Raw genomic sequence first — 5,085 nt, 5'->3', positions numbered from 1 at the left:
CGGAGCGGGGCGCGACGGCGCCATGCGCTGCAGCACGGAAGCGGTGCTGCTCATCAGCGAATCGGCGCGGCCGACGGTTTTTTCCTGCACGGTTTCGATCTTCTGCTCGATCGCTTCCTGATACTGCGGCAGGGCGCCGGCCAACTGCACGATCTGCGCGCCGATCAGCGCGCCGACCGCGAGCATCGAGGCGAGCGCGAACAGCACGGCAATGAAGATCGACGGCCACTGGCCCATGTGCAGGCGCCGCAGCATCTGCACGAGCGGCGCGAGCAGGAAGCTCAGCAGCACCGACAGCGTGATCGGAATCAGCACCGCCCGGCCGAAGTAGAGTGCGCATACGACCACGACGCCGGTAATCAGCGACACGAGGCCATGCAGGCCTGGCGTGCCCGGCGGGTAAACGCGGTTCGGCGGCCGCTGCGGCGGCGGTAACGATATTTTCATGTGAACAGAGATTCCGGTTGGAGCGCGCTGCCGGGGCGTTCCGGGAGATAACGGGGCAGCAAGACATATGCCTGAATTGTAGGCGGTTTGGCGTGCCGCGAACCAGAGGCACGCATCGTAACGGAGCGGCGCGATGGGCTCGCTCGCGTTGGCCGATTCGCCGGCTCGCCAGCTAGCCGACCTGCATGCGCAGCAGCTCCAGCAGTTGCGAACTCGCATACAGCAAGAGCCCGATAAAGCCGCCGACGAGCGTCCCGTTGATGCGGATGTATTGCAGGTCCTTGCCGATGTTCAGTTCGATCTGCCGCGACATCTCGCGCGAGTCCCAGTTCTTTACCGTATCGCTGATATGACGCGTGAGGAATTGCGCGAAGTCGGGGGCCATCGCGCGCGCCGCATCTCCGAGATGATCGTTCAGCGATTGCCGCAGCGCCGGGTCGCTTGCGAGTTCGCGGCCGATCCACTGGCCCATTGCCGCCACGCGCGCATGCAGCGCCGAGTCGGCGCTGTGCAGGTCGCGCTTGAGCCACGCGCGCAACTCGCTCCACATGTCCTTCACGTAGGCGCTGAACGCGTCGCCTTCGACAAGATAGCGCTTGAGCGCTTCGCCGTGCTGCAAAAACGCGGGATCGGTCTTCAGCTTCGCGATCAGCTTTCGCGCAGCCTCGTCGAACCGCTCGCGCAGCTCGTGCGCGGGATTCTCCGCGATCTGTTCGAGCATGCGGTTCGCGGCGCTCGCAATCGCGTCCGCGCCTTTCTCGCCGAGCCATGCCGAGGGCAGAATCTTCTCCATCTTCGGATACTCGCTCCTGACCCAATCGACGATGCGCGCCGCGATGAACTCGCGCGCGGGCGGCTCGCGCAGCAGTGCGATCAGTTGATCGAGCGCAGTGTCGAGCAGTTCCTGATGGCGGCCGTCGCGCGTGAGCGTGTCGAGCATCGCGCCCGTCGCTTGCGACAGATCGACCTTCGCGAGCACGTCGCGCAGCGCGTCGCGGATGAAGCTCTGGATGCGCGCGTCGTCGGCCACGTCGAGCATGCCGCCCGTCAGGCGCACGACGTAATCGCCGAGGCGCGTGGTATTGGCCGGCTCGGTGAGCCACAACGTGATGCTGCGCGCCGGGTCGTGGCGGCGGATCAGGCCGACGAGCGAGGGCACGTCGAGAAACTTGTCCTGCACGAAGACCGCGAGGTTATCGGCGATCTTGTGCTTGTTGCGCGGAATGATCGCGGTATGGCGCGCGACGAGCGGAAGCGGTACGCGCCGGAACAGCGCGGCGACGGCGAACCAGTCCGCGAGCGCGCCGACCATCGCGGCCTCGGCAATCGCCTTGATGCCGTCGATCCACACGCCGCGCGGCATGAACGCGGTCACGACGAAAACGCCGGCGGCCACGAGCAGCAGCAATAAGGGCGTGCGCCTGGCGCGCTTCAGTTCGGTGGTCTTGTCCATCGTCGGGGTGGTCCTGTCGGGCGAGGGCGGTACGGTGCGGGTGCCATGATGCGGCACGGCCGGCGCATGCGTCCAGCCGGCGTACGCGCGGCGGCTTCGGCAAGGTAACATTCGCGCTTGGACTCGCATGCGGCTGCGTCGAATGCGATGGCGCGCAGCAGGATGTGATGCGGGTCGTGGCAAGGCACGCCGGCGCACCCGGCAGGACAACCACGCGGCGACACAACACAACACAACACAACACGGCGAAGCAGCGTAACAAAACGCGGTTCGGCGCAACGAACCACGATGCAGCATGGCACGAGACAGGACAACCGCAACGAGGACCCAGTGAGCAGATTTCTACACACCGCGGATTGGCAGATCGGCACGCAGTTCGGCCAGTTCGAAGCGGACGAGGCCGCGCATCTCGCACAGGCGCGCTTCGATACCGTGCGCCGCATCGCTGAGGAAGCGGCCGCGCGCAACGTCGATGCGGTGCTCGTCGCGGGCGACGTGTTCGATCTGCAAACGGTTTCGGACACGGTGATCCGGCGTCTGTTCGCGGCGCTGCAACCGTTCTCCGGGCCTTGGATCATGCTGCCCGGCAATCACGACGCCGCCCTCGTCGAAAGCGTGTGGACCCGCGCGCAGCGCCTGAACTGCATCGCGCCGAACGTGCGCGTCGTGCTCGAACCCGGCGTCGTGCTGCTCGACGCCTGCCGTTGCGCGCTGCTGTGCGCGCCGCTCACGCAACGCATCACCTACGACGACACCACCGCCTTCTTCGATACGGCCGAGACGCCGCCCGGCTATGCGCGCGTCGGGCTCGCGCATGGCAGCGTCGGCGGAATTCTGCAGGAGAGCATCGATTCGTCGAATCCGATCGCGCCGACACGTGCCGCGAGCGCGCGGCTCGACTATCTCGCGCTCGGCGACTGGCACGGCCATCTGCGTGTCGACGACCGTACGTGGTACGCGGGCACGCACGAGCAGGACCGCTTTCGCGCCAACGAACCGGGTTTCGTGCTCGACGTGACGCTAGGCGAGGACGCGCCGCCGCGCGTCGAAGCGGTGCGGGTCGGGCAATACCGGTGGCATCGCTGGGACGAAACGATCTCGGTGCCGAGCGACGTCGAGGCGCTCAGGACGCGGCTCGCCGCGCTCGGCGCCGACGACGTGCTGCGGATCGAGGTCGGCGGCACGGCGGCGCTCGCCGATGCCGAGGCGCTGCGTGTCGCGGTCGAGGAAACCCGCGCCCGCGTGCGCGCGCTGCGGGCCGATCTTGGCGACCTGCACGTACTGCCCACCGCCGACGATCTCGCCGAACTCGGCGCGCAAAGCGGTTATCTGGCCAAGGTCGTCGCGCGGCTGCGCGGCTTGCAGGAAGACCCGCAGGGCGATCCGCAGCAGGCGCGGCACGCTGCCGAGGCGCTGTTGCTGCTCGCGCGTTTTCAACGCGAACAGCAGCCCGCGCGGCAACGTGAGACACATATGGCACATACTGCGCCGCAGCGCGAAGCGAGGTCCGCATGAAGCTGCAGCGCATTGCGATTCAGGAATTCAGGCAGTTCAGCGGGCGGCTCGTGATCGACGACCTGGCGCCCGGCCTCAATCTGTTCACGGGCCCGAACGAGGCCGGCAAGAGCACGATCGCGGAAGCCGTGCGCACGGTGTTTCTCGAACGCTATAAAGCCTCGCATCTGAAGGACCTGCTGCCGTGGGGGCTCGCGAGCGGACAGCCGTCGGTGGAAGTGAGCTTCGATCTCGATGGCGAGGCGTGCCGTCTGTCGAAGCAGTTCGTCTCGCGGCAGCGCTGCGAACTGCGGATCGGCCAGGCCGTGTTCACCGAGGACGAAGCCGAGGACAAGCTCGCCGCGCTGCTCGGTTTTTCGCGCGCCGCGCGCGGGGCGATGAAGGCCGAGAACGCGGGTGTGCCCGGTCTGTTGTGGGTGCAGCAGGGCGGCACGCAGGAGTTGCGCGATTCGACCGGCCATGCCGCGCAGTATCTGCGCGATGCGCTCACGCAGTTGTCGGGCGGCAGCGACTCGGCCGGCGAGGATGCGCTGATCGCCGCCGTGCAGTGCGAATTGCGCCAGTTGCTGACCGCGCGCACGCAGAAATCGACCGGGCCGCTCGCCGAAGCCGAACAGAAGCTCGCGGCGCTCGTCGCGAGCCGCGACGAGTTGCAGCAGCAGCGCCAGCAGTTCGACGACAACATCGCGCGCCTCGCCGCGCAGCAGGAAGCCTGCGACGACGCCGGGCGCCGGCGGCCGTGGGAGCTTCACGAGCAGAAGGCCGCGCTGGCGCAGCAACGCGCGGCCGCGCTCGCGGAACTCGAACGCAACGTGCAGGGGCTCGCGCAGTCGTTGCAGGTCGGCGAGGCCGAGCTGGCGTTGTCGGTGCAACAGGAGCAGGGCGCGCTCGAACTCGAAGCGGCGGTCGCGCGCGAACGCGAACAGCTCGATGCGGCGCGCGCCGAAGTGGCCGCCGCGCAGAGCGCGCATGCGCAGGCCGCGGGCGGCGTCGCGCAATTCGAGCAGGCCTCGGCCGAGGCGAGTCGCGCGCTCGAACTCGCCAACGCGGCCGTGACCGCCGCCGATCTGCGCAGCCAGATCGAGCTTTATCGCGCGGAAAGCACGCGTCTCGACGCGTCGATTGTGGAAGCGGACAAGGCGAACGAAGCGGTGCTGCAAGCCGCGCGCGAGGCGGCGGCGCTCGAAATCGACGAGGCGCGGCTGAAGCGGCTCGTCGCGCTCGACGGCGAATTGACCGTGCTGCGCGCGCGCACCGAAGCGGCGATGACGCGCATCGAGTATCGGCTCGACGGCGAGTTGAGCGTCGGCGAGGCGCGCATCAGCGGCACGGGTGTGTTGCGTGTCGACGAGGAAAAGCGCATCGGCCTAGGCGAACTCGGCGAATTGCGCGTGATTCCGGGCGTGTCCGATCTGCCCGCGCAATTGTCGGAATTGGCGTCGCTCGAAGCGCAGCATGCGCAGTTGTTGCAGACGCTCGGCGTCGCGTCGGCGGGCGATGCGCAGGCGCGGCACGAGCGCTGGAAAGCGTCGCTCGCGCAGCAGAAGCGCCACGCGGAAATTCTGCGGGTTCATGCGCCGCAGGGCATCGATGCGTTGCGCGCGGCGCTGGCCTCGACGGCCGCGCGTTTGCAGGCATCGAGCGAGCGGCTTGCGGGCTTGCCCGACGGA

General features: G+C 68.0%; 4 protein-coding genes. 2 read left to right on the top strand and 2 right to left on the bottom strand.

What is annotated here, in order from left to right; all coding sequences use genetic code 11:
• Both GXB81_RS30305 and GXB81_RS30300 read right to left on the bottom strand, forming a co-directional pair.
• On the bottom strand, positions 1 to 447 hold a 447-nt coding region (locus tag GXB81_RS30305; protein ID WP_205991136.1), incomplete at its 3' end, for an AI-2E family transporter.
• Between the two features lie 172 nt (positions 448 to 619).
• Positions 620 to 1,900 (bottom strand): DUF445 family protein, encoded by a 1,281-nt coding sequence (locus GXB81_RS30300; RefSeq protein ID WP_205991135.1) that lies wholly within the window; start codon positions 1,898 to 1,900, stop codon positions 620 to 622.
• Between the two features lie 330 nt (positions 1,901 to 2,230).
• Between GXB81_RS30300 and GXB81_RS30295 the strand changes: the two genes are divergently transcribed.
• Together GXB81_RS30295 and GXB81_RS30290 are read left to right on the top strand one after the other, a co-directional pair.
• A complete protein-coding gene (locus GXB81_RS30295) occupies positions 2,231 to 3,415 on the top strand; it encodes a DNA repair exonuclease (protein ID WP_205991134.1) in 1,185 nt (394 codons plus the stop codon).
• Positions 3,412 to 5,085, top strand: a 1,674-nt coding sequence (locus GXB81_RS30290) for an AAA family ATPase (protein WP_205991133.1), incomplete at its 3' end; no start/stop codon positions are given. The genes GXB81_RS30295 and GXB81_RS30290, both read left to right, overlap by 4 nt.

It is taken from the genome of Paraburkholderia sp. Ac-20336 (assembly GCF_017105025.1).
Classification (GTDB): Bacteria; Pseudomonadota; Gammaproteobacteria; order Burkholderiales; family Burkholderiaceae; genus Paraburkholderia.
This window is presented reverse-complemented; position numbering and strand designations above follow the sequence as displayed.